Below are 19,912 nucleotides of genomic sequence, written 5' to 3'. Positions count from 1 at the left end.
ACAGCAGGATGCAGGAAATAATGCGTAAAAAATTGATTAGATCCATCATCGTTGTTTTATTGGTAGCGTTATCTTTTGGCCTACCCGTGTTGGCCGAAGAGCACGCGCTAGCGCTTCATGGTACACCGAAATACCCTGCCGATTTTACGCATTTTGACTATGTGAATCCGGATGCGCCGAAGGGCGGCACAATGCGACTCGCCAATGTTGCTGCTGCTACCTTCGATAGCTTGCATCCGTTTATATTGCGGGGTACGCCCGCCCAAGGTCTTGGTCTTATTTATGACTCGCTTACTGAGCGTTCATTAGATGAAGCGTTTACTGAATACGGTTTAATTGCGGAGCAGATTACGGTGGCGCCGGATAATAGCGCCGTACGCTTTAAATTGCGTAAGGCCGCCCGTTTTCATGACGGAGTGCCCATTACCGCGGCTGATGTGCAGTGGACATTTGAAACGCTGCGCGAACAAGGTCATCCACAGTACCGCGCGTACTATCGAGACGTTGAGCGTGTTGAAGTGCTGGCCGACGACGAGGTGGAGTTTCACTTCGCGACAACGGGCAATGCCGAACTACCCATGATCATTGGCCAAATGCCCGTATTGCCCAAACATTATTGGGCCGAGCGAGACTTTAGCGCGACGACGCTAACGCCGCCGGTGGGCAGCGGGCCTTATCGGGTGGCTGAAGTTGACGCCGGGCGGCGCGTTGTTTATGAGCGTGTGGAAGACTACTGGGCGGCTGATCATCCGGTTAAGCGAGGCCGGCATAATATTGATCGCATCAGTTATGACTACTACCGTGATGGCACCGTTGCGCTGCAAGCTTTAAAAGCAGGCGAGTATGACTTGCGCCAAGAAAATGTAGCGCGCAATTGGGCCACCGCCTACGACGTGCCAGCGGTAGAGACTGGAGAGCTCTTATTAGAGGAAATTCCGCATAGCCAGCCTGCCGGCATGCAGGGCTTTTTCTTTAATACGCGCCGGGCCATGTTTGCTGATCCGCAGGTGCGCGAAGCCATTGGCTATGCGTTTGATTTTGAGTGGACGAATGAAAATTTGTTTTACGGGGCCTATCGGCGCACGCAGAGCTACTTTGAAAACTCGGAGCTTGCTGCTACCGAGTTGCCGAACGAGGCCGAGCAGGCTTTATTAGCGCCGTTTCAAGATCAACTACCGCCCCGAGTATTAACGGAAGTTTATCAACCGCCGCAAACCAATGGGCAAGGGGTTCGAGGCAATCTACGCATTGCAATGCGGTTGCTGCGGGACGCTGGCTGGGAAGTACAAGATGGCATTTTGACCCATGCCGACAGCGGTCAGACCATGGATTTCGAAATCCTACTGGTTAGCCCGTCATTTGAACGCGTGGTTTTGCCGTTCCAGCGTAATCTCGAGCGTCTTGGCGCAAAGGTTTCTGTTCGCACGGTTGACCCAACACAGTATCAAAATCGGATGAATGACTTTGACTTTGATATGACCGTTCATGTGGCGCCGCAGTCTTTATCGCCTGGTAATGAGCAGCGTGACTTCTGGAGCTGTGAAGCGGCGGAAATCAGCGGCAGCCGCAATGTGGCGGGCGTTTGTGATCCGGTGATCGATGAGCTAATCGAGCGTATTATCGATGCGCCGGATCGGGAGAGTTTAATTACCCGCACACGGGCGCTAGATCGGGTACTGCAGTGGGGCTTTTATGCCGTGCCTAACTGGTATATCGATCAGTTTCGCGTGGCGTTTTGGGATCGATTTGGACGGCCGCCGGCTAATCCGCCTTATGGGCTGGCCCTAGATACGTGGTGGGTAGATCCCGAAAAGGCCGTTGAGCGTTGAGCAGCTACATTCTTCGGCGCTTGTTGTTGATGATCCCAACACTCTTTGGGGTTTTGCTGATCAATTTTGCCATTGTTCAGTTTGCCCCGGGTGGTCCGGTGGATCAGATTGTGGCGCAAGTGCAGGGCACTGCCGATCAGTCAACGGCACGCTTTTCGGGGGTAGCCGCTGATGAAGTGGCCGGTGATAGTCGAGGCGGGCGAGGGCTTGATCCTGAGTTTTTAGCTGAGCTTGAGGCACAGTTTGGCTTTGATCGGCCCGCGCATGAGCGCTTTATTAAAATGCTCGGCGATTACCTACGTTTTGATTTTGGCGAGAGTTTTTATCGCGATCGCAGCGTGATTGAGCTGATTGTGGAAAAGCTGCCGGTGTCGATTTCGTTGGGTTTGTGGACGCTTCTGTTCACCTATTTGATTTCAATTCCGCTGGGTATACGCAAAGCAGTGCGAGATGGCTCAAGCTTTGATGTATGGACCTCAGCGATTGTTATTGTTGGCTATGCAATTCCCGGGTTTTTATTTGCCATTCTGCTGATCGTGCTCTTGGCAGGCGGTAGCTACCTTGAGTGGTTTCCGTTGCGAGGTTTGGTTTCAGAAAATTGGGACGAGTTGAGCTGGCCAGCGCGTATCTTGGATTATTTTTGGCATTTGACGCTACCCGTCCTTGCGATGGTGATCGGTGGGTTTGCCGGGCTGACGATGCTGACTAAAAATGCGTTTTTGGAAGAGATCAATAAACAGTATGTGATGACTGCGCGCGCCAAAGGGGTGAGCGAGCGCCGCGTGCTTTATGGGCATGTCTTTCGCAACGCAATGCTGATCGTGATTGCGGGTTTCCCCGCCGCTTTTGTGGGAGTCCTTTTTACGGGGGCTTTGTTGATTGAGGTGATTTTCTCGCTTGATGGTTTGGGTTTGCTGGGGTTTGAAGCCGTGGTGAACCGCGACTATCCAGTCGTGTTTGGCAGTCTTTTTATTTTCACGCTGATTGGGCTGCTGCTGAACTTACTGGGCGATTTGATGTACGTATTGGTTGATCCGCGTATTGATTTTGAGACGCGTGAGGGCTAAGCAGAGTATGCCACGGCTAAACCCTATTAATCAGCGGCGCTGGGCGCAGTTTAAGCGCAATCGACGCGGTTGGTGGTCGCTTTGGATTTTCTCGGTATTGTTTGTGCTTTCGCTGGGCGCTGAGTTCATTGCCAATGAAAGGCCGCTGTTGGTGCATTACGACGGCGATTGGTATTTCCCGGTGCTGGTGAGCTACCCCGAGACAACGTTTGGTGGAGATTTTCCAACCGAGGCTGAATATCGCGACCCGTTTATTGCCGAGTTGATCGAGGCTGATGGCTGGATGCTATGGCCACCGGTGCGCTATCACTACCGCACCATTAATTTTGCCAGTGAGAGTGCTGCGCCAGCACCGCCATCGGCGGATAACTGGCTTGGTACGGATGATCAGGCTCGTGATGTGTTATCACGATTAATCTACGGGTTTCGTATTTCTGTGCTGTTTGGGCTTGTGTTAACGATTGCAAGTTCGCTAATTGGTGTAGCCGTGGGGGCGATGCAGGGTTATTTCGGTGGCCGAACCGATCTGTATGGCCAGCGATTTATCGAGATTTGGGCGGGCCTGCCCGTGCTGTATCTGTTAATTATTATGGCGGGCTTTGTACAGCCCAATTTTTGGTGGCTGTTAGGCATTATGCTGCTGTTTAGCTGGACTCAGCTAGTTGGGGTGGTGCGGGCAGAGTTTTTGCGTGTGCGTAATTTTGATTACGTTAAAGCGGCAAAAGCATTGGGTGTTTCCGATTGGGTGATTATTTTTCGACATGCGTTGCCCAATGCCATGGTGGCCACGGTCACGTTTATGCCTTTTATTTTGACAGGATCAATTACCACACTCACTTCATTGGATTTTTTGGGGTTTGGTTTACCGCCTGGTTCACCGTCGCTAGGTGAGTTGCTAGCCCAGGGCAAAGCCAACCTGCAGGCGCCGTGGCTGGGCTTAACCGCCTTTTTTACTCTTGCGATTATGCTGACCTTGTTAGTCTTTATCGGTGAAGCAGCGCGCGATGCGTTTGACCCCCGCAAGGCGCTAGCGGAGAAGCCGAAATGAGCGCGCCTTTGTTGGCAATTGAGCACTTGGCGGTTAGTTTTGGTGCGCAAAACCCTGATGATTGGGCCGTTAAAGAGGTGAGTTTTACCCTGTCGGCCGGTGAAACGCTGGCATTGGTTGGCGAGAGTGGGTCGGGCAAGTCAATGACAGCATTGTCCATCCCTCAATTATTGCCGTACCCGCTGGCTCATCACCCCCGTGGCAGTATTCAGCTAGACGGTGAAGAGCTGCTGGGCTCACCCCCACCGCGGCTACGTCAGCTTCGTGGCGCGGCGATGGGGTTGATCTTTCAAGAGCCAATGACCTCTTTAAACCCCCTGCACAGCATAGAAAAGCAAATTGGTGAGACGCTGCGTATTCATCAGGGGATGGGGGCTGCCGCGGCGCGTGAGCGCATTGTCGAGTTGCTTGAGCTTGTTCAACTGCCCGAAGCGGCCGGGCGCCTCGGGGCATTTCCGCATCAACTGTCCGGTGGGCAGCGGCAACGGGTCATGATTGCAATGGCTATCGCAAATAATCCGCGTTTGCTGATTGCCGATGAGCCCACGACAGCATTAGATGTGACCATTCAGGCCGAGATCCTGAATTTGCTGGATGATTTAAAGTCTCGTCTTGGCATGGCTATGCTTTTGATCAGTCATGATCTCAATGTGGTGCGTCGGGTGGCAGATCGTGTGGCCGTTATGCGTGATGGCGTGATCTTAGAGCAGGGGCCTGTCGAGACCATTTTTCAAGCGCCTAAAACCGGTTATACACGGCTTTTAATTGATGCGGAGCCAAAGGGGCAGCCAGCGGCAGTGGCAAGTCATGACGTAGCGCTTGAGGCCAATAACCTGCGCGTGTGGTTTCCAAAACGCAAAGGGTTGCTTGGGCGTGTTGCAAGCCATGTTAAGGCGGTGGACGATATTAGCCTGAACCTGAGGGCCGGCGAGACGCTGGGGGTTGTTGGCGAGAGTGGCTCTGGCAAAACAACACTTGGGATGGCGTTATTACGTTTGCAAGCGGCCAGCGGTCAGGTTCGATTAGGCGGCCAAGATATTATGGGTGTTTCCTTAAAGGCCTTACGTCCATTGCGCCGCCAGATGCAGGTGGTATTTCAAGATCCCTTTGGCAGTTTGAGCCCGCGCTTGTCGGTGGCACAGATTATTGGTGAGGGGCTGGCGGTTCACAAGATGGGTCATGATCGTGCAACACGTGACCAATTAGCGTGCGAGGCGCTTGAAGAGGTCGGCCTGTCAGCAGCCCTGGCGCCGCGCTTCCCCCATGAGTTGTCTGGTGGGCAAAGACAGCGTGTGGCAATTGCCCGTGCCATGGTTCTAAAGCCACGCGTGATCATTTTAGATGAACCCACATCGGCTTTAGATCGATCCGTTCAAAGTCAGCTGATTGAGCTGCTTCGGGGGCTGCAGGCGCGTTATGGTTTGGCGTATCTATTCATCAGTCATGATTTAGCAGTTGTACGCGCAATGAGCCATCGGGTCATGGTGATGCAGGGTGGCCGTGTTGTAGAAACCGGGTCTACAAAAGATATTTTTGATGCACCGCGTGAGCAATACACCCAACGATTGCTGTCGGCTGCTATGATCGCGTCATGAAAAACCCTGTCATTGCTTTGGTCGGCCGTCCTAATGTCGGCAAATCCACCTTATTTAATCAATTAACCCGAACACGGGATGCGCTAGTTGCCGATTTTCCGGGGCTAACGCGCGACCGACAGTACGGAATGGGGCGAGTGGGCCCGGTGCCCTATGTGGTGGTGGATACTGGCGGGCTTGGCGAGCCAGATGATGCAACTTGGCATCACATGCAGCGGCAGGCAATGCGCGCCTTGGATGAGGCGGACATCGTGTTGTTGCTTGTGGATGCACGCATTGGAGTCACACCCGGCGACGATGCACTTGCCCGTGAAATTCGAGAGCGCGGCAAAGCGGTTTGGCTGGTTATGAATAAAACCGATGGGGTTGATCCGGATGTGGCTGGCGCAGACTTCCATTCTTTAGGGCTAGGTAAACCTTGGCCCATTGCGGCTGTGCATGGGCGGGGTGTGCGCCAACTGATTGAAGCAGTGCTTGCCGATCAGGGGTTTGATGAGGAAAGTCAGGCCCAGGGCAACGAGGCGATCGATACCCGCGGCATTCCCGTGGCCATTGTTGGGCGCCCTAATGTAGGCAAAAGCACGCTGGTTAATCGACTGATTGGTGAAGAGCGCGTGCTTGTATACGACATGCCCGGCACCACCCGAGATGCGATTAAAGTGCCGTTTGAGCGAGATGGACAGGCCTTTGTGCTGATTGATACGGCCGGCGTGCGACGTCGCAGCCGCGTGCATGAAACGGTTGAAAAATTTAGCATCATTAAAACGCTACAGGCCATCGAAGCCGCGCGCGTCGTGATTATGGTTTTAGACGCACAGCAACAGATCTCAGACCAAGATGCGCACTTAATCGGCCATGTGATGCAGGCAGGGCGGGGGCTGGTGCTTGCGGTCAATAAATGGGATGGATTGGAGCCCAATGCCCGTGAGCGTATTCGACGTGAGCTTGATGTGAAGTTGGGGTTTTTAGATTTTGCGCGACCGCGATTTATTTCCGCGTTACATGGCACTGGCGTTGGCCGCTTACTTGAGGAAGTGGTACGAGTTGACGAGTCGGCTTGTCGTGAGTTACCCACGCCTGAGCTTAATCGTATTCTTAAAGAAGCCACCGAAGCGCATCAGCCGCCATTAGTGCGGGGGCGTCGAATCAAGTTACGTTATGCACACCAAGGGGGTCGAAACCCACCCACGATTGTGGTGCATGGCAACCAAACATCCTCGTTGCCAGCGTCTTATAAGCGGTATTTAATTAACCATTATCGTAAAATGTTGCGCTTATGGGGCACGCCGATTCGGCTTGAGTTAAGAACGGGAGACAATCCGTTTTCGGGTCGGCGCAATCGCTTAACGCCGCGACAAGAGCGTAAACGTGCGCGTTTGATTAAACATGTAAAGCGAAAATAACCTTATGAGTCAGTTGAATTTTCCGCGGGTTCACCAAATTCGTTTCAATTATTCGGGATTGGAAGATCGCATGGCGATGGTGCTGACCATGGCCTCCGGCGAAGGCCGAGTAGGCTGGTTATCACGTCGAGCGTTAACGGGCTTAATTAACCACATCAATACGGTCTTAAAGAAAAGCCATCCTGCCGGTGAAGGTCATGAAGCGCACGATACGGTGATGGCGCTTGAGCATATCGGTGCCCGCTCGCAGCTTGCCGCGCAGGCTAATCAGGAGCGTGAGCAGGAAGGTGAGCCAGGAGCGCCGGCTGAGGCGGTGCCTGCGCCCGAGACATGGACGCATTATTTGATTACTGAGGCGCGGGTCGAAGCCCAAGGTGAGGGGATTATCGTGGCGGTGCTTGGGCAAAACTTGCCGGCGGAGCCGGATCAGCAAATGCCACCTCAGCCGATTGCTGGTCTTGCCTTAACGCGGCCACACTGTCATGAAATACTTCGCTTAATGCGAGTCAACGCCGAGCAGGCGCAGTGGGATTTGAAGCTCCCCTTGGATTGGATGGGTGCATCACCACCGGCGCAATAAAAAGGGGATGGTGCCCCGAGCAGGATTCGAACCTGCGACCTATCGCTTAGGAGGCGATCGCTCTATCCAGCTGAGCTACCGGGGCGATTGGGAAAATAAGGAGTGGTGGAGCCGAGGGGAATCGAACCCCTGACCTTCGCATTGCGAACGCGACGCTCTCCCAACTGAGCTACGGCCCCTCAATCAAGGCGAAAGTCTAGCACTAGGAATGGGAGCAATGCCACCAGAGCCCCCGCTCAAACTCAATCAACTCGCCGTGGTCATTCCAACGCTTAACGAGCGCGATGGAATCCGTGATCTGTTGCTATCGTTGGCGCCACTACGCGATCAGGGCGCACAGATTGTTGTGGTTGATGGTGAAAGCACTGATGACACTGTCGCGCGACTGGGTAACGAGGTTGATCAGGTATTAGTTATCCCTAAAGGACGCGCTCGGCAAATGAATGCGGGCGCTAAGGCGACCGATGCCCAGTGGTTATGGTTTCTGCATGCTGACTCAAGGGTTACCCCCATGCTGATTACCGAAATCATGCAACGCTGTGGTGATGTGCGCGCATGGGCGTGTTGTGATGTGTGGATCGAGGGGCAGTCGAAAGGGTTAAAAGTGATTGGGCTTTTTATGAATCTACGGTCTCGCTTGAGCGGTATTGCGACCGGTGATCAGGGGTTGCTGATTCATCGTCAAGCGTTTGTTTCGGTAGGTGGTTTTCTTGAGCAGCCCTTAATGGAGGATGTGGCAATGAGTGCTGCCCTGCGGCGGCAATTTGGCCGGCCGCAGCGGTTTAAGCGCAAGTTGGGTACTTCTGGCCGGCGGTGGGAGGTTGGTGGACTTTTGCGCACCCAGTTACGTATGTGGTGGGTACGCTGGCTATATTGGCGCGGCGTTTCGCCGTCAGTGCTAGCTGCCCAGTACCGCCCGGAGCAAAAGGGATGAAAGTTGCCATTGGTGTGTTTGCGAAGGCACCAGTGGCCGGACGGGTGAAAACTCGCTTGGCAGCGAGCGTGGGTCACCGTGCAGCCCGTTTTTTTTATCAGCAGATGTGTCAATCAGTGGTGGAAACCGCAGCTAAATTTGGCTCGGCGCGGCTAACAGTTTGGTACACGCCGCAGCGGCATCCCTTTTTGCGGGGTTTGACGCGGCGCTACCAAGCTAAATTAAAAGCACAACGGCCAGGGCATTTAGGACAGCGTTTGTATGCCGTAGCGAAGCAGGAACTCTGCAGCGCCGATGCGGTGCTGTTAATCGGCGCAGACGCAGTTGAGCTGACGGCTGCGCATTTTAGCAACGCCATCCAGCAGCTTAAGAACAGGGCAGATGTAGTTGTGGCGCCAGCGGGTGATGGCGGCTACACACTTATCGGGTTGAGTCGGCCTTTACCGGTTGTTTTTCAGAAGATTCCCTGGGGAAGTGCGGGCGTCATGAATGCAACGCAGAAGCAGTGTCGAGCGGCTGGTTTGAATTTAGTGGAGCTGGCCCCCGCAGCTGATTTGGATACGCTCAGTGACTTAAAGGCTTGGCAGCAGCAACAGGGGTCTGCATTTTTTTGGCACAAAGCGACGCGCACTGGGTATGATGAAGACTGAATTTTTTGAATGATTAGGAGATCAAGAAAATGCAAAGCCGTTTAGTACAACGTTTATCTTTGGCGGGAGTGGTTTTGGTGGCGTTGTTGCTGGTGGGTTGTAACACCATGGAAGGGTTAGGCAAAGATATCCAAGGCCTAGGCCAAGCTTTAGAAGGCAAGGCTGCTGAAAACGCTGATTAAAGCGCGCTTAAAATAAAGAGTGGTGCCGGGGGCGGGAGTCGAACCCGCACTCTCTTTCGAGAACCGGATTTTGAATCCGGCGCGTCTACCAGTTTCGCCACCCCGGCAAATTTTTTAGGAGTATAGCAGGCATCGATGCAAGTCCGCGATTTTGAATTTGATCTCCCGCCATCCCTTATCGCGGCCGAGCCACCCGCTAATCGTACCGATAGCCGGCTACTGGTGCTATCGCCAGCCACGGGCGCCGTTTTAGATCGCCAATTCCGCGATATTCTTGAGTACCTAGATCCAAAAGATTTATTAGTGCTAAATGATACCCGTGTTATCCCCGCACGGCTATTCGCGCAAAAGCCAACTGGTGGGGCGGTTGAGATTCTCCTCGAGCGCTTAACGGGGCCGCATGCGGCTTTGGCGCAATTGCGGGCAAGCAAAACGCCAAAGCCGGGTTCCTCGTTACTAATCGCCCCAGACATTACCGTGCAGGTGGTGGGGCGAGAGGGATCGTTTTTTCAGCTCGAATTCCCCCAAAACCAACCGTTAACGGACTTACTGGAAGCCGTAGGGCATGTCCCTTTGCCGCCTTACATCAATCGGGCCGATACACCGATGGATCGTGAGCGCTATCAAACGGTTTACGCTCGCAAACCGGGCGCTGTGGCGGCCCCAACTGCCGGTCTGCATTTCGATGAGCCTTTGTTAGAGGCAGTGCGCGCGAAGGGAGTCACAACGGCAACAGTCACGTTGCACGTGGGAGCCGGAACCTTTCAGCCGGTGCGCAGTGATACGGTTGAAGGGCATCATATGCATCGGGAATGGCTGTCGGTACCAGAAGAGACGGTAGCGGCTGTTGCCGAGTGCAAAGCGCGTGGAGGGCGGGTTATTGCCGTGGGCACAACGGTTGTTCGTGCGCTGGAAACTGCTGCGGTAGACGGGCAGTTAAAGCCGTACGCAGGAGATACAGAGATATTTATTTATCCGGGATTTACATTTCGCGTAGTCGAAGGGCTACTGACTAATTTCCATTTGTCGGGCTCGACCTTAGTGATGCTGGTCAGCGCATTGGCCGGTCGAGAGAATATTCTTGCTGCTTATGCTCATGCGATAGCGCAAGAGTATCGATTCTTTAGCTATGGCGATGCGATGTTCATTCTGCCAAATGGGGGCAGTGATGACGCTCAAATTTGAAACATGGAGTCATGAGGGGTTAGCGCGGCGCGGTCGTTTAACGTTTGCACGTGGTTCAGTAGAAACCCCTGCCTTTATGCCGGTTGGTACCTACGGCACGGTTAAAGGCGTTACGCCTGAAGAGGTTCGCGCCTCCGGGGCCGAAATTCTGTTGGGTAATACCTTCCATTTAATGTTGCGGCCTGGCACAGAGATTATTGAGGCGCATGGCGATTTGCATGATTTTATGCACTGGGATGGCCCTATCCTGACGGATTCGGGGGGCTTTCAGGTTTTCAGTTTGGCCGAGGGGCGGCGCATTACGGATGCCGGTGTCAGCTTTCAGTCGCCTGTCGATGGTAGTGCGGTGTTTTTAGATCCTGAGCGTTCAATGGCTGTTCAGCGCTCCTTGGGCTCTGACATTGTGATGATTTTTGATGAGTGTACGCCGTGGCCGGTGGAGTGGCATGAGGCACGTGATTCGATGCAGCGCTCTTTAGCGTGGGCCGAGCGCAGCCGCATAGCGCACGGTGATAATCCCTCTGCTCTATTTGGGATAGTGCAGGGTGGAATGTTTGATGATCTGCGAATGGCCTCTTTAGAGGGGCTGCAGCGCATTGGTTTTGATGGCTATGCGGTGGGCGGATTGTCTGTGGGTGAGCCGCCGGAGGAGCGGCTTCGTGTGCTTGATGCGTTGGGGCCTCATCTACCTGTCGATCGCCCGCGTTACTTAATGGGGGTGGGGCGGCCTGAAGATTTGGTGGAATGTGTGGCCCGCGGTATTGATATGTTTGATTGCGTTTTGCCAACGCGCAATGCACGCAATGGCTTTTTGTATACCGACGCGGGCACGCTTAGGCTGCGCAATGCGCGTTTTGCGAACGATACCCAGCCAATTGAAGCCGGTTGTGATTGCTATACCTGCCAGCATTACTCGCGGTCATACCTGCGGCATTTGGATCGCTGCGGCGAGATGCTAGGCTCGCGTCTCAATACCATTCACAATTTACGATATTTTCAGCGGCTGATGGCAGAGATTCGCCAAGCAATTGAAGCCGAACAGTTAGATGAATTCACACGGCAGTTCTATTCCCGTCGCTCGGGTATGACATAATGTCGAGCTTTTAAAACCAAGGGGTGTTGCATGGATTTCTTTATTAGCACAGCGATGGCTCAATCGGGTGAAGCAGGTGGCGGTATTACCGCTTTATTATTTCCGCTTGCGCTGATTTTGATTTTTTACTTTCTGCTAATCCGTCCGCAGCAAAAGCGGGCCAAAGAGCATAAGAAGCTGGTGCAGGAGCTCACAAAGGGTGATGAGGTGCTGACCAACGGTGGTTTGGTAGGGCGGATTACTGAGGTTGGCGATAACTTCCTTAGCGTAGAGCTTGCAGACGCGTTAGAAGTGCGGTTACAAAGAAACGCCGTGGCTCAGGTTTTGCCTAAAGGCACAATGAAACAGAAGCTTGATCAGCCTGAATGATTAATAAAAATCCGCTTTGGCGTTACCTGTTACTCGTGCTCGTGGTTGCGGGTGGCGCCATTTACGCGTTACCCAATTTGTTTGGCCAAGATGCAGCGCTGCAGATTTCCTCTGCTGATGGCACCGCGCCGACGCCCGCAACTCAGGGTGAAGTGCTGGCGCTGCTCGATTCTTTAGAGATAGACGTTAAGGCGGTAGAGGCCACCGACTCGCATGTTTTGGTGCGTCTGGATCAGGCCAGCGATCAGGCAGTTGCTGCCGATGAATTGGCAGTAGCGCTAGGGCGTGATTATACCGTTGCGCTCAACTTGGCTGCTGCTACGCCGGCGTGGCTACGGTCATTAGGCGGGCAGCCGATGTATCTTGGCCTTGACCTGCGAGGCGGTGTGCATTTTCTGATGCAGGTTGACGTCGATGCCGTTACCACCCAAGCCATCGAGCGTTATGGCAATGAAATGAGTCGCTCACTGCGGCAGTCATCCATTGCCCATCAGGTTGGAGATGACGCAACGGCAACCGCATTTTCTTTGGTGTTTGAGGGGGCAGATGCGCGGGATGCAGCAGAGGCACAAATCACGCCAGAGTACCCTGAGCTTGTATTTGAACAGGTAGAAGTTAATGGCCAACCCGCGCTGAGTATTGCCATTAGTGAAGATGAGTTGCGGGAAATTCGTAATTTTGCCGTAGAGCAAAACATCATCACGTTGCGCAATCGAGTTAACGAGCTTGGCGTGGCGGAGCCTGTTATTCAGCGGCAAGGCGCCGACCGGATTGTGGTTCAACTGCCCGGCGTACAGGATACCGCGCGTGCCAAAGAGATTATTGGCGCTACGGCAACGCTTGAGTTTCGGATGGTGGATGAGGCGAACTTCCCTTATCGGGGCCGCCCCGGCGATATCCCTCCACCGGGAACCGAGCTATTCCCAGAGCGCCAAGGTGGTTATGTGCTGCTTGAGCGGCAAATCATCATTACCGGTGATGCCATTACCGATGCCCAGTCAGGGATTGATACCCAGACAGGCCGTGCAGAGGTCAATATTCGCCTGAGCGGTGCGGGCGGTAATGTGATGAACCGAGTAACCGGTGGCCGGGTGGGCGATCACATGGCTGTGCTTTTTAAGGAAACGGAAATTCAGGCCCGCCGGGTTAACGACGAGATTGTGCGTGAGCAGGTGCAAGTTGAAGAAGTGATTAATATCGCGCGCATTCAAGAGCAGCTCGGTAGCCGCTTTCGAATTACTGGGCTTGATAACCCAATGGAAGCTCGCAACCTAGCCTTGTTGTTGCGGGCCGGGTCGTTGGCAGCACCCGTGCAAATTATCGAGGAACGTACAATTGGGCCAAGCCTAGGCCAAGAGAATATCAATCAGGGTATGGCCGCAGTGGGCGTCGCCTTTCTGCTGGTGATCTTATTTATGGTGATGTATTACCGGGTTTTTGGCCTCATCGCTAATCTGGCTTTGTTGTTAAACCTGGTTTTGATTATGGCCGTGCTATCGATGCTGCAAGCAACACTCACGCTGCCAGGTATTGCGGGGATTGTGTTGACTGTGGGTATGGCTGTAGATGCCAATGTGCTGATCTATGAACGCATTCGTGAGGAACTCCGATCGGGCTCGAGTGCTCAAAAAGCCATTGAGGCTGGATATGGGAAAGCGTTATCAACGATTGCAGATGCCAATGTCACCACTTTAATTGCGGCCGTGGTTCTTTTTGCTTTTGGCACGGGCCCGGTTAAGGGTTTTGCAGTCACTTTGTCCATCGGTATCGTGAGCTCAATGTTTACCGCGATCTTTGGAACGCGAGTGGTCGTCAATGCTATTTACGGTAGCCGTCGTGGCGCCAAGCTGGCGATCTAACGGAGGATCCATGGACTTTTTCAAACGCGAAACTCAAATTGACTTTATGGCGCATCGAGTGCGCGCCGCGCTAATTACCGTGGGTTTCATTGTGTTAGCCGTGGCGGTTTTATTCTTCCGCGGGCTTGATTTTGGGTTGGACTTTACTGGCGGCACATTGGTTGAAGTGGGCTACCCGCAAGCGGTCGACTTAGCCGAGGTACGGCAAACGTTAGAGTCGGCCGGTTTTGATCAGGCGGTGGTTCAAACCTTTGGCACAGCCCGCGATGTATTAATCCGTCTGCCATCTGATGTGGGTGCCGGTGATGCGGTGAGTAACGAAATCTTGGGCGTCCTTCGGGCCGCAGAGCCTAATGCAGAGCTGCGGCGCGTTGAGTTTGTTGGGCCGCAGGTGGGTGCCGAGCTAGCAGAAAAAGGCGGGCTTGCGTTGCTTTACGCACTTGGCGGCATTTTGATTTATGTGGCCTTTCGGTTTGAGTACCGTTTTGCGATTGGTGCGGTGGCCGCGGTAGCGCATGACGTGGTGATTACACTTGGCATATACGCGCTCATTGGAATGACGTTTGACCTGACTGTGCTGGCTGCACTGCTGGCGGTGATCGGCTATTCGTTAAATGACACGATTGTGGTCTTTGACCGGGTTCGTGAGAACTTCGTGCGTGTTCGTAAGGGCTCCTCAATTGAGTTGGTGAACCGATCGATTAATCAAATGCTGCCCCGAACATTGGTAACTAGTTTAACCACCTTGCTGGTTTTAATTGCCTTGTTTGTGTTGGGAGGCGAGCTGATACGCGGCTTTGCCTTAGCATTGATTATCGGTGTGGTCGTGGGTACTTATTCTTCGATTTATGTTGCTGGGTCAGCCGCCCTGGCACTCGGCGTGAGCCGTGAAGATCTTGTGCCGCCAGTTAAGGAAGGCGAAGACTTGGAAGAGGAAACGCCGTAATCAGATTTATACGAGAAGGTCACGAGATATTCACATTACACGCGTACCCTTCGGTGAAACGTGGCAATGGGAAAGTGAATCATGACTGATGTTCAGTTTCTGAAACCGCTCCGCTACCGCTCCATCTTTATCTCTGATACGCATTTAGGTTTTCGTGGTGCTCGCGCAGAAGAGCTCCTCGAATTCTTGCGTTCGGTGGAGTGTGACACTTTGTATTTGGTGGGCGACATTATTGATATTTGGGAAATGCGTCGTCGCGGGCTGCACTGGCCTGATAGCCACAATGCCGTGATTCAGGATGTACTGGCGCGTGCAAGAGGCGGCACCAAGGTGATTTACATTCCAGGTAACCACGATGAGTTAATGCGTGAATATGCCGGAATGACGATTGAAGGGGTCAGTATTCAGCTGCGCCACATCCACACCTGCGCAAACGGCAAGCGCTTATTGATTTTACATGGAGATGAGTTCGATACCGTTGTCCAATGCAGCCCATTCATTGCGATGCTCGGGGGGCGAATGTACGGCTGGTTGATTCGGGCGAATCATTGGACAAATCGCATTCGGCAGGCGTTAGGACGGCCTTACTGGTCTTTGGCCGCACACCTAAAACACCGGGTTAAAAACGCTATGCAGTATATTGCTAACTACGAGCAGGCGTTGATTCGCGAGGCGCGTGAGGCAGAGGTCGATGGCCTTGTTTGTGGTCATATTCATCATGCCGAGCTCAGAGAAGTTGAGGGCATTCGATACTGCAATGATGGCGACTGGGTAGAAAGCTGCACAGCGCTGGTTGAATCGCACGCCGGTGAGCTTGAATTGCTGCGCTGGAATGAAATGCGTGATGCCGTCATGAACCGTGCAGACGAGCGGAGTGATAATCGCGCCGCTTAGCGTTGTATGCCAGAAACGCGATGTGGGCCGATTGTTCGCACTAGATCAGCAAACAACTTTGGGCTACCGGCAACAATGTTGCCGGTTTCAAGGTAGTGGTCTCCGCCAGAGAAATCGCCGACGATGCCGCCCGCTTCTCGAATCATTAGCGCACCAGCACCCATGTCCCATGGCTTGAGCCCAATTTCCCAGAATCCATCAAGCCGACCGCAAGCCACATAGGCTAAATCGAGCGCGGCAGCGCCTGCGCGACGCACATCGCCAGCTCTCTCGAGTACAGACCCGAACATGCCTAAATAGGCTTGATGGTATTCTGGCAGACGAAAAGGAAACCCGGTTCCAAGCAGTGCATCATCAATGCTCGTGCGCGGAGCAATGCGCATTTTGCGCCCCTCAAATGTACAGCCCCCGCCACGTTTGGCAGTCCATAGTTCTTGGCGTACGGGGTCGTAGATCACCCCCACATCAAGCACACCACGATGAGTTAGCGCGATCGAGACGGCAAAATGCGGAAACCCACGAAGAAAGTTAGTTGTGCCGTCTAGCGGATCGACCAACCACACATACTCGGCCTGATCGCTGCCACCGCCTTCTTCGCCAACAATCGCATGGTCAGGGTAGGCCTGCTGTAGAATGGCGCGAATTTCATCTTCAGCCATACGATCGACTTCGCTAACAAAGTCATTATCGCCCTTGCGCTCAATATGCAGGCGGTCTAGACGGTCCATATTTCGGACAATGATGTTGCCCGCGCTGCGTACGGCGCGAACGGCGATATTTACCATGGGGTGCATGTGCGCATTCCGAATCTGTTTAACGCACAATGATACCAGTAATGCATCAAGCGGAGGGAACGTGACTTCAAAACTAAACGCAAACTGTCGCATTGTGCTGGTGGGTACCAGCCATCCTGCGAATATCGGCGCGGCGGCAAGAGCAATGAAAACCATGGCCTTATCGCAGTTAACGCTGGTTGACCCGCAATGCAACCTTGATGCTCAGGCGATTGCCATGGCAGCGCATGCCGACGATGTTTTGGCCAATTCCCATTCTTATGCGGATATTCAAAGTGCCGTGGTGGATTCAACGTTGGTTTTGGGTCTGACGGCAAGGCCAAGGCGTGATGGTGTGCCTGCCCTAACCCCTAAAGAAGCGGCCGCGATGGTTGTGGCAGAGCAGGGGCCAACCGTGATTTTGTTTGGGCGTGAGCGTACTGGTCTGACGAACGAAGAGCTTGGGTGCTGTCATCGGCTTGTGCATATTCCGGCTAACCCAGACTATCCAGCGCTTAATTTAGCAGCCGCCGTACAGATTATGGCCTATGAGCTCTTTTGTGCGCAGAGTTTAACCCCAGTCAGCGCTGAAGCTGAGGTAGTCGGATCTAGAGAAAGCTTGGCAACTGGGCGGCATTTAGAGGCACTGCATAACCTTTTTGATGAGCTGGTGACGATGGGGGAGATGGCGGGAGATCAGCCGCATGAAACGCTCCGGTTGCGCCTGCGCGCTTACATTAACCGCACAAGGCCGAGTGTTGCTGAGGTAGACATGCTTCACGGTCTGTTGAAAAGATTAGTTATACTGAAGGGTCATCAACGTGAGTAAGCAACATGCTGCATAGGATCAAAGAAGACCTTCGCTGTGTTTTTGACCGAGACCCCGCGGCGAGGGGTTATCTTGATGTCTTAACCACTTACCCGGGCGTGCATGCGTTATTAATGCACCGCGTGACGCACTGGTTGTGGCGGCATCGCGTTCGCTGGCTAGCAAAATTTTTAGCACAGGTGTCACGCTGGTTTACCGGTATCGAAATCCATCCTGGCGCTAAAATTGGGCGGCGGTTTTTTATTGACCATGGCATGGGTGTGGTCATCGGTGAGACCGCTGAGGTGGGTGATGACTGCACCCTGTATCAAGGGGTAACACTGGGTGGTACCTCATGGGAAAAAGGTAAACGCCACCCCACATTGTTGGGTGACGTTGTTGTGGGTGCTGGGGCCAAAGTGCTAGGCCCAATTGAGGTGGGCGTTGGCGCACGTATTGGCTCAAACGCGGTGGTGGTTAAAGACGTGCCTGCCCAGGCCACGATGGTCGGTATTCCCGCGCGTGTGGCGCGCATTGCATCAGAGCCTGCAGCGCTAAGTGATGAGGATCAGCGTCGCGCAGAAACGGCCCGCCGGATTGGTTTTGAGGCCTATGGCGCAACCCGGGATATGCCAGACCCCGTTGCGAACGCAATTAATGCCATTTTAGATCACGTGCACCACACCGACGCGCGATTACACGAGATGTGTGCAGCACTGCGAGAGCTGGGGGTAGAGGTTGATACCACTCGCATCCCAGACATTAAATCGTGTGGAATGGATGACAAGTGAGCCGTATTTAGACTATGCCGCAACAACGCCGCTGGACCCACGGGTTCAAGCGGTCATGAATGCGTGCGCGCTGTCGCTAGAAGGCGCTGCTAACCCCTCCAGTGCGCATGCGCTTGGCACCGCAGCAGCCAGTCAGGTTGATGCGGCCGCCGAGTCGATTGGGCAGCTAATTAACGCAGACCCGGCGGGGCTCATTTGGACGAGTGGGGCGACCGAGGCCAATAACCTGGCAATTCTTGGGAGCGCTCTAGCCTTGCTGAGCCGGGCTCCTGATCGTCGGCGCATTCTCGTCTTGGCCACGGACCATTCGGCCGCCATTGAACCCGCACTTGCTGCTGAAAAATGGGGTTTTTCTGCGGTCATTTTGCCCGTGGCGCCGTCAGGTGAGTTATTGCCAAGCGTACTCAAGGATGCTTTAGATGAGGATGTCGCCTTAGTTTCGCTTGCACTGGTTAACAATGAAACAGGGGTAATTCAAGACCTAAAGACGCTTGCGCCAATGGTTCGTGCTGTGGGCGCTCGGCTGCATGTAGATGCCACACAGGCGGTTGGCCGTATACCGGTGGACGTTAGCGCCGATGAGATTGATTTTTTATCCTTTTCTGGCCACAAGTTCTATGGACCGAAGGGGATCGGGGGCTTGTATGCTTGCCCAAGCCTAGCCTTAGAGCCCTTATTGCATGGTGGGGGGCAGCAGGCGGGGCGGCGCCCCGGTACATTACCGGTGCCTTTGATTAAAGGCATGGCCGCCGCTTATTCTTTTGCAGACGATCAGGCTGAGCGAGATCGCCAAAATGCATTAAGAGCACGGTTAATGGAGGGGTTGTCGACACTTGGTCAAGTTGTCATAAATGGCCAAGGGATGCTGGCGCCCCACATTCTTAGCCTTAGCTTTCCAGGCGTGCATGGGGCCGCGCTAGCACACGCACTAGATGGCTTGGCAGTTAGTCATGGCTCGGCCTGCGGCAGCCAGCAGGGTCCATCGCATGTGCTTCGTGCAATGGGGCGGCCGAATGCATTGGCTCATGCGACGGTTAGAATGAGCATTGGTCGGTTCTCAACCAACGCTGAGGTTGATATGGCAGTGCAGCGCATTGGTGATGCTGTTGCGACGCTGCGTGGTATTTCACCAATTTGGCGGGAACTGGAAGCTGGTGAGGGTATCCATAAGGTATATGGTATGACAACCCCGCTTGAAGTGGCTTGAAATGAGTGACTACCTTGGCGCACCGTTAGAGGCGGTGGGGTTCCAGCACGCAAGTGCGGGGTCATTGCAGATTGGCTGCCGGGTCGATTGTTGGTTGCGAACTCAGGCAAGTGGTGGTTTAGAAGTGCGGTTTGAAGTTTTTGCAGAGCATTCCACTATTGAAGCCGCCGCCTGGTTAGCGGAGTGGTTAACCGGTCGTACGATAGATGAGGCCAGTTCCGTTACAGGACTTTGGCTTGCTGAGGCAACGGGAATGCCGGTTGAACGCAGAGGAGATGCGTTGTGTATTGAAGATGCACTGCGCCTAGCACTAGGAGATGAAACATGAGCATACAGGTGACTGAACGGGCAGCGAGTCATATCCGAGAGGCATTGGCTGAGCACGGCAGTGGGGTCGGCCTACGCTTAGGGGTGCGTACTTCTGGCTGCTCCGGCTTTATGTATACCGTTGACTATGCTGAAGCGGTTGATGACAACGATACGTTAGTAGAGCAGCATGGCGTTGCGGTTGTGATTGATCAGAAGAGCTTGCCATTTCTTGAGGGGATGGAGCTCGATTTTATTCGGGAGGGTTTAAACGAGCGGTTTGCCTTTCGGAATCCAAACGTGACTGCAGAATGTGGTTGCGGAGAAAGTTTCTCAGTCCAATAGTCGGATGGCAATTGCCCGGGGTGTTTTGGCTGGGTAGACTGAGCGCCG

General features: G+C 53.8%; 21 protein-coding genes and 3 tRNA genes. 20 read left to right on the top strand and 4 right to left on the bottom strand.

Translation table 11 applies throughout. From position 1 onward, the window contains the following. The first annotated feature begins 20 nt into the window (after positions 1 to 20). Genes GH984_RS02315 through GH984_RS02290 form a run of 6 tightly spaced genes read left to right on the top strand, consistent with a single transcriptional unit; the run spans position 21 to position 7,522 of the window. On the top strand, positions 21 to 1,829 hold the full coding sequence (locus GH984_RS02315) for an extracellular solute-binding protein (protein WP_153718586.1): 1,809 nt from the start codon (positions 21 to 23) through the stop codon (positions 1,827 to 1,829). Further along, a complete protein-coding gene (locus tag GH984_RS02310; protein WP_153718585.1) occupies positions 1,826 to 2,896 on the top strand; it encodes a microcin C ABC transporter permease YejB in 1,071 nt (356 codons plus the stop codon). Before GH984_RS02315 ends, GH984_RS02310 begins: the two co-directional genes overlap by 4 nt. A gap of 7 nt (positions 2,897 to 2,903) precedes the next feature. Further along, positions 2,904 to 3,944 carry an ABC transporter permease gene (locus GH984_RS02305; RefSeq protein WP_153718584.1) on the top strand — a complete coding sequence of 347 codons (1,041 nt, stop codon included), beginning with the start codon at positions 2,904 to 2,906 and terminating at the stop codon, positions 3,942 to 3,944. Beyond that, the gene (locus GH984_RS02300) at positions 3,941 to 5,539 is read left to right on the top strand and encodes an ABC transporter ATP-binding protein (protein ID WP_153718583.1); all 1,599 of its coding nucleotides are present in this window, start codon (positions 3,941 to 3,943) and stop codon (positions 5,537 to 5,539) included. The genes GH984_RS02305 and GH984_RS02300 overlap by 4 nt, the downstream gene beginning before the upstream one ends. After that, on the top strand, positions 5,536 to 6,942 hold the full coding sequence (der, locus tag GH984_RS02295; RefSeq protein ID WP_153718582.1) for a ribosome biogenesis GTPase Der: 1,407 nt from the start codon (positions 5,536 to 5,538) through the stop codon (positions 6,940 to 6,942). The genes GH984_RS02300 and der overlap by 4 nt, the downstream gene beginning before the upstream one ends. A gap of 4 nt (positions 6,943 to 6,946) precedes the next feature. Continuing rightward, on the top strand, positions 6,947 to 7,522 hold the full coding sequence (locus GH984_RS02290) for a hypothetical protein (RefSeq protein ID WP_153718581.1): 576 nt from the start codon (positions 6,947 to 6,949) through the stop codon (positions 7,520 to 7,522). A gap of 8 nt (positions 7,523 to 7,530) precedes the next feature. Here the strand turns inward: GH984_RS02290 and GH984_RS02285 are convergent. Both GH984_RS02285 and GH984_RS02280 read right to left on the bottom strand, forming a co-directional pair. Beyond that, positions 7,531 to 7,607 (bottom strand) — tRNA-Arg (locus tag GH984_RS02285). A gap of 18 nt (positions 7,608 to 7,625) precedes the next feature. Continuing rightward, positions 7,626 to 7,701: transfer RNA gene (locus tag GH984_RS02280), tRNA-Ala, on the bottom strand. A 38-nt stretch (positions 7,702 to 7,739) separates the two neighbouring features. On the opposite strand from GH984_RS02280, the gene GH984_RS02275 reads away from it, so the two are divergent. From GH984_RS02275 to GH984_RS02265, 3 genes are read left to right on the top strand one after another with little or no spacing between them, the layout of a single operon-like run. Then, a complete protein-coding gene (locus GH984_RS02275) occupies positions 7,740 to 8,456 on the top strand; it encodes a TIGR04283 family arsenosugar biosynthesis glycosyltransferase (RefSeq protein ID WP_153718580.1) in 717 nt (238 codons plus the stop codon). Beyond that, positions 8,453 to 9,106: a TIGR04282 family arsenosugar biosynthesis glycosyltransferase gene (locus GH984_RS02270; RefSeq protein ID WP_153718579.1), complete on the top strand. Its 654-nt coding sequence runs from the start codon at positions 8,453 to 8,455 to the stop codon at positions 9,104 to 9,106. The genes GH984_RS02275 and GH984_RS02270 overlap by 4 nt, the downstream gene beginning before the upstream one ends. Positions 9,107 to 9,135: 29 nt before the next feature. After that, positions 9,136 to 9,288: an entericidin A/B family lipoprotein gene (locus GH984_RS02265; RefSeq protein ID WP_153718578.1), complete on the top strand. Its 153-nt coding sequence runs from the start codon at positions 9,136 to 9,138 to the stop codon at positions 9,286 to 9,288. A 20-nt stretch (positions 9,289 to 9,308) separates the two neighbouring features. Here GH984_RS02265 and GH984_RS02260 read toward each other — a convergent pair. Further along, a tRNA-Leu gene (locus tag GH984_RS02260) sits at positions 9,309 to 9,395 on the bottom strand. 28 nt (positions 9,396 to 9,423) lie between these two features. Here GH984_RS02260 and queA point away from each other — a divergent pair. The 6 genes from queA to GH984_RS02230 all read left to right on the top strand — a co-directional run bounded on the left by queA (position 9,424) and on the right by GH984_RS02230 (position 15,634). Then, complete coding sequence (gene queA, locus GH984_RS02255; RefSeq protein ID WP_153718577.1) at positions 9,424 to 10,473, top strand: tRNA preQ1(34) S-adenosylmethionine ribosyltransferase-isomerase QueA; 1,050 nt, start codon at positions 9,424 to 9,426, stop codon at positions 10,471 to 10,473. Next, complete coding sequence (gene tgt / locus GH984_RS02250) at positions 10,457 to 11,566, top strand: tRNA guanosine(34) transglycosylase Tgt (RefSeq protein ID WP_153718576.1); 1,110 nt, start codon at positions 10,457 to 10,459, stop codon at positions 11,564 to 11,566. Before queA ends, tgt begins: the two co-directional genes overlap by 17 nt. A gap of 30 nt (positions 11,567 to 11,596) precedes the next feature. Then, entirely contained in the window at positions 11,597 to 11,935 is a 339-nt protein-coding gene (yajC, locus tag GH984_RS02245; RefSeq protein WP_153718575.1) for a preprotein translocase subunit YajC, read from the top strand. Continuing rightward, positions 11,932 to 13,794 carry a protein translocase subunit SecD gene (gene secD / locus GH984_RS02240; protein ID WP_153718574.1) on the top strand — a complete coding sequence of 621 codons (1,863 nt, stop codon included), beginning with the start codon at positions 11,932 to 11,934 and terminating at the stop codon, positions 13,792 to 13,794. Before yajC ends, secD begins: the two co-directional genes overlap by 4 nt. A 10-nt stretch (positions 13,795 to 13,804) precedes the next feature. Continuing rightward, entirely contained in the window at positions 13,805 to 14,740 is a 936-nt protein-coding gene (gene secF, locus GH984_RS02235; RefSeq protein WP_153718573.1) for a protein translocase subunit SecF, read from the top strand. 81 nt (positions 14,741 to 14,821) lie between these two features. Further along, positions 14,822 to 15,634 (top strand): UDP-2,3-diacylglucosamine diphosphatase, encoded by an 813-nt coding sequence (locus GH984_RS02230; RefSeq protein ID WP_153718572.1) that lies wholly within the window; start codon positions 14,822 to 14,824, stop codon positions 15,632 to 15,634. On the opposite strand, the gene GH984_RS02225 is transcribed toward GH984_RS02230, so the two are convergent. Beyond that, positions 15,631 to 16,428, bottom strand: coding sequence for an inositol monophosphatase family protein (locus tag GH984_RS02225; RefSeq protein ID WP_153718571.1), 798 nt, complete (start codon positions 16,426 to 16,428; stop codon positions 15,631 to 15,633). The two genes, GH984_RS02230 and GH984_RS02225, sit on opposite strands and share 4 nt — an antisense overlap. Before the next feature lie 61 nt (positions 16,429 to 16,489). On the opposite strand from GH984_RS02225, the gene GH984_RS02220 reads away from it, so the two are divergent. From GH984_RS02220 to GH984_RS02200, 5 genes are read left to right on the top strand one after another with little or no spacing between them, the layout of a single operon-like run. Continuing rightward, complete coding sequence (locus tag GH984_RS02220; protein WP_172973138.1) at positions 16,490 to 17,236, top strand: RNA methyltransferase; 747 nt, start codon at positions 16,490 to 16,492, stop codon at positions 17,234 to 17,236. A 5-nt stretch (positions 17,237 to 17,241) separates the two neighbouring features. Next, positions 17,242 to 18,006: a serine O-acetyltransferase gene (gene cysE, locus GH984_RS02215; RefSeq protein WP_153718569.1), complete on the top strand. Its 765-nt coding sequence runs from the start codon at positions 17,242 to 17,244 to the stop codon at positions 18,004 to 18,006. Further along, positions 17,996 to 19,213 carry a cysteine desulfurase family protein gene (locus tag GH984_RS02210; protein WP_153718568.1) on the top strand — a complete coding sequence of 406 codons (1,218 nt, stop codon included), beginning with the start codon at positions 17,996 to 17,998 and terminating at the stop codon, positions 19,211 to 19,213. Before cysE ends, GH984_RS02210 begins: the two co-directional genes overlap by 11 nt. Position 19,214: 1 nt before the next feature. Continuing rightward, a complete protein-coding gene (locus GH984_RS02205; RefSeq protein WP_153718567.1) occupies positions 19,215 to 19,541 on the top strand; it encodes an iron-sulfur cluster assembly scaffold protein in 327 nt (108 codons plus the stop codon). Continuing rightward, positions 19,538 to 19,864: a HesB/IscA family protein gene (locus GH984_RS02200; protein WP_153718566.1), complete on the top strand. Its 327-nt coding sequence runs from the start codon at positions 19,538 to 19,540 to the stop codon at positions 19,862 to 19,864. Before GH984_RS02205 ends, GH984_RS02200 begins: the two co-directional genes overlap by 4 nt. Positions 19,865 to 19,912 lie beyond the last annotated feature (48 nt).

It is taken from the genome of Spiribacter salilacus (genome assembly GCF_009649225.1).
GTDB lineage: Bacteria > Pseudomonadota > Gammaproteobacteria > Nitrococcales > Nitrococcaceae > Spiribacter > Spiribacter salilacus.
The sequence above is the reverse complement of the archived record's forward strand: the minus strand, read 5'-3'. Positions and strand labels throughout refer to the sequence as shown.

Bases quoted from the DNA above. Each gene is read 5' to 3' on its own strand.
- GH984_RS02315 (WP_153718586.1), top strand. From the start codon at position 21: ATGCGTAAAAAATTGATTAGATCCATCATCGTTGTTTTATTGGTAGCG.
- GH984_RS02305 (WP_153718584.1), top strand. From the start codon at position 2,904: ATGCCACGGCTAAACCCTATTAATCAGCGGCGCTGGGCGCAGTTTAAG.
- GH984_RS02300 (WP_153718583.1), top strand. From the start codon at position 3,941: ATGAGCGCGCCTTTGTTGGCAATTGAGCACTTGGCGGTTAGTTTTGGT.
- der (WP_153718582.1), top strand. From the start codon at position 5,536: ATGAAAAACCCTGTCATTGCTTTGGTCGGCCGTCCTAATGTCGGCAAA.
- GH984_RS02290 (WP_153718581.1), top strand. From the start codon at position 6,947: ATGAGTCAGTTGAATTTTCCGCGGGTTCACCAAATTCGTTTCAATTAT.
- GH984_RS02275 (WP_153718580.1), top strand. From the start codon at position 7,740: ATGCCACCAGAGCCCCCGCTCAAACTCAATCAACTCGCCGTGGTCATT.
- GH984_RS02270 (WP_153718579.1), top strand. From the start codon at position 8,453: ATGAAAGTTGCCATTGGTGTGTTTGCGAAGGCACCAGTGGCCGGACGG.
- GH984_RS02265 (WP_153718578.1), top strand. From the start codon at position 9,136: ATGCAAAGCCGTTTAGTACAACGTTTATCTTTGGCGGGAGTGGTTTTG.
- queA (WP_153718577.1), top strand. From the start codon at position 9,424: ATGCAAGTCCGCGATTTTGAATTTGATCTCCCGCCATCCCTTATCGCG.
- tgt (WP_153718576.1), top strand. From the start codon at position 10,457: ATGACGCTCAAATTTGAAACATGGAGTCATGAGGGGTTAGCGCGGCGC.
- yajC (WP_153718575.1), top strand. From the start codon at position 11,597: ATGGATTTCTTTATTAGCACAGCGATGGCTCAATCGGGTGAAGCAGGT.
- secD (WP_153718574.1), top strand. From the start codon at position 11,932: ATGATTAATAAAAATCCGCTTTGGCGTTACCTGTTACTCGTGCTCGTG.
- secF (WP_153718573.1), top strand. From the start codon at position 13,805: ATGGACTTTTTCAAACGCGAAACTCAAATTGACTTTATGGCGCATCGA.
- GH984_RS02230 (WP_153718572.1), top strand. From the start codon at position 14,822: ATGACTGATGTTCAGTTTCTGAAACCGCTCCGCTACCGCTCCATCTTT.
- GH984_RS02225 (WP_153718571.1), bottom strand. From the start codon at position 16,428: ATGCACCCCATGGTAAATATCGCCGTTCGCGCCGTACGCAGCGCGGGC.
- cysE (WP_153718569.1), top strand. From the start codon at position 17,242: ATGCTGCATAGGATCAAAGAAGACCTTCGCTGTGTTTTTGACCGAGAC.
- GH984_RS02210 (WP_153718568.1), top strand. From the start codon at position 17,996: ATGACAAGTGAGCCGTATTTAGACTATGCCGCAACAACGCCGCTGGAC.
- GH984_RS02205 (WP_153718567.1), top strand. From the start codon at position 19,215: ATGAGTGACTACCTTGGCGCACCGTTAGAGGCGGTGGGGTTCCAGCAC.
- GH984_RS02200 (WP_153718566.1), top strand. From the start codon at position 19,538: ATGAGCATACAGGTGACTGAACGGGCAGCGAGTCATATCCGAGAGGCA.